This is a genomic window from Endozoicomonas sp. SESOKO4, from assembly GCF_024606275.1.
This window is the reverse complement of sequence record NZ_JAHHPS010000296.1, coordinates 1-2,978: the sequence shown is the minus strand read 5'-3', so window position 1 is coordinate 2,978 and position 2,978 is coordinate 1. Positions and strand designations below refer to the sequence as shown.

Below are 2,978 nucleotides of genomic sequence, written 5' to 3'. Positions count from 1 at the left end.
TCCTGACCTTTCCATCCTCCGCCCCGACTGCCAGCAGGGTGCCGTCGTGGTTGTAGTTAACGCTCCGTACAACATCTGTCGCATCAGAGAGGGTGTACAGAACGCCGGGTGGATTCAACATGTCATATATTCTAACCTTCTGATCAGCCGACCCAGCGGCGAGTCGGGTGCTGTCGTGATTGAAGTCAATGCTCATGACCGTGTTTGTCGCACCCAACAGAGTATATTTCGTGCTGGCCAGGTTATTTATGTCATAAACTACAACCCTGTTTTCCCTGGATCTAAGATCTCTTCCCCCAGTTGCCAGCAGTGTGCCGTCGTGGTTGAATTTAACGCTCCGCATTTGATCAAGATAAGTGATCACAGCTTGCGGGGCATTGGACAGATCCCTCGGCTCATAAACCCTGAGCCTGTAGTCTCTCGATACTATTGCCAGTTCGGTGTCGTCGGGGTTGTAGTCAATGTCCATTACCCAACCTGCTGCGTCGGTCAGAATTGTCGGACTAATGGACAGGTTCCTTGGGTCATAAATCCTGAGCTTATTATCTTGTGCTCCGACTGCCAGCTGAGTGCCGCCGTGATCATATTTAACGCTGCGTATCGGGCTTGTCGCATCGGACAGGGTGGCAAGGGGAGTGGACAGGTTCACTGGGTCATAAATCCTGACCTCATTCTCATCCCCCCCGACTGCCAGTCGGGTACCGTCGTGATTGAAGGCAACATTCCTCACCCAGTTTTTAGCATCGTGAAAGGTGTGCAGGAGTCTGGGCCTCACCGGGTCACTCATATCAAAGATTTGTACGGGGCCTGAAAAAGGACATCCGGAAGTGCCACTGCCGGAACCCATTCCCACAGCCATGAGCGTACTGTTCATATTCCATGAGACACTCATAACCCTGTGGGGCCCACAATGGCTTGGTGGGGCAACGCCTCCTGTGGGTGTTGGAGCAACCGTTACCGGCAACATGTTCGGATCTATATTAATCTCGTGGATCAGTGGAGGTTGCATTGTTGGCCGGGCAGTAACAGCCGTTTGAGCTACTGTCTGCATACAGCTTGCTGCCAATAAGGTAAACAAACCCGCAATAGACCAGCTCTTTGCAATGCCCATTGCCATTCTCCAGAGTTCTGTCTTTAGACACTTGACTTCGTGGTCGAGGAAACCGGTATAGCTCAAAAACCTTCAGAAACATCCTCTGCAAAGATGAATGAGAGCAAAGTAAGAGTCGTAAAGGTGATTGCTGAACTAATGCCCGAGTTGAAAGCTGCTGTCATTCTTTGAAAGTAGAAACACAGGTTTATACGCCTATGATGAACGGGGGAGCAGATGCATCAGGCGATGTTTGAATATATTGAAATTGATTATAGTCGGACGCGTCGACACAGTTCTAACGGGTATGTGAGTTCTGAAAAATATCAGTAGACAGAAGCCGTTTAATCCGGCGTCCCTTTTTTACTGTCTCAGCTCAAGTGTTCTTTGGCACATAAAAAAACCCCGGTCACACAAAACTTGAAGTATTGTTGCCGAGGTCTCGTTTGGAAGAGTTGTCGCTTTATGTCATCGCTAAAAGTTATATGTCAGGTCATGCACGCGGCGACAGCTCTTTTTAATCACCTACTTCTTGTTACTGTTTACCCATAAACTCAGGGTAAGCTTCCATGCCGCATTCCGTCAGGTCAGCACCTTCATACTCTTCTTCTTCAGTGATACGCAGACCGAGTATCTGCTTGATAACAGCCCAGACGATCAGGGAAGCGATGAATACCCAGGCGAAGATGGAGGCAATGCCCAACAGCTGAGCGCTGAAAGTCGCACCGTCGTTGGTCAAAGGTACTGCCAGCAGACCCCAGATTCCTACAACACCGTGTACAGAGATGGCACCCACTGGATCGTCAATGCGTAGCTTGTCCAGAGCCAGAATGGCGAAGACAACCAAAGCACCACCGACACCACCAATCAGAGTGGCAGATACTGCAGTCGGTGTCAGGGGCTCAGCTGTGATGGATACCAGGCCGGCAAGAGCACCGTTCAGGGCCATAGTCAGGTCAGCCTTGCCGAACAGGATGCGAGCTACAATCAGGGCAGCAATGACACCACCCGCAGCACCAGCATTGGTGTTGACAAAAATCTGGGCGACAGCGTTCGCGTTTTCAACGTCAGACAGCTTCAACTGAGAACCGCCATTGAAGCCGAACCATCCCAGCCACAGAATAAAGGTACCCAGAGTAGCGAGAGGCAGATTGGCACCCGGGATTGCGTTAACAGCACCGTCTTTACCGTATTTGCCTTTACGGGCACCCAGCAGCAGAACACCTGCCAGAGCCGCAGCAGCACCGGCCATGTGAACAACACCGGAACCTGCGAAGTCCTGGAAGTTTGCTTCGTTCAGGAATCCACCACCCCATTTCCAGAAACCTTGTACGGGATAGATGAAGCCAGTCATAAAGACCGCAAACAGCAGGAAAGACCAGAGCTTCATGCGCTCGGCAACCGCACCGGAAACGATGGACATTGCAGTCGCAACGAAGACCACCTGGAAGAAGAAGTCTGAACGTGCAGAATAGTATGGCGCATCATCGCCACCTGCAGTCACGGCTTCAACCGTGTTTTCAGTACCGATCAACGAACCCAGAACCGGCAGGATACCGCCCTCATTAGCCCCGGGGTACATAATAGCGTAACCACAAAGCAGGTACATGGTGCAGGCAATCGCAAACAGTGCGATGTTTTTGGTCAGAATCTCAACCGTGTTTTTAGAACGGACCAGACCAGCTTCGAGCATGGCAAAACCGGCGGCCATCCACATTACCAGCGCACCGGACATCAGAAAGTAGAAAGTATCGAGTGCGTACGACACTTGAGCCAGATTTTCCACAGGGCTCCTCCCAAAAAAGTTCAGCAGAATGAGTAGTCTTTTGCTAACAGCCTGTCGGACTTAAGGCTGTCCTACTGCGGTTGCAATAAATTGGTCTAAAAA

At 50.9% G+C, this 2,978-nt stretch carries 2 protein-coding genes; both read right to left on the bottom strand.

Features of this window, described 5'->3' with window-relative positions; genetic code table 11:
- Positions 1-1,111, bottom strand: a 1,111-nt coding sequence (locus KDK16_RS05575; protein WP_257275061.1) for a WD40 repeat domain-containing protein, incomplete at its 3' end; no start/stop codon positions are given.
- Between the two features lie 514 nt (positions 1,112-1,625).
- Positions 1,626-2,876: an ammonium transporter gene (locus KDK16_RS05570; protein WP_257275060.1), complete on the bottom strand. Its 1,251-nt coding sequence runs from the start codon at positions 2,874-2,876 to the stop codon at positions 1,626-1,628.
- Positions 2,877-2,978 lie beyond the last annotated feature (102 nt).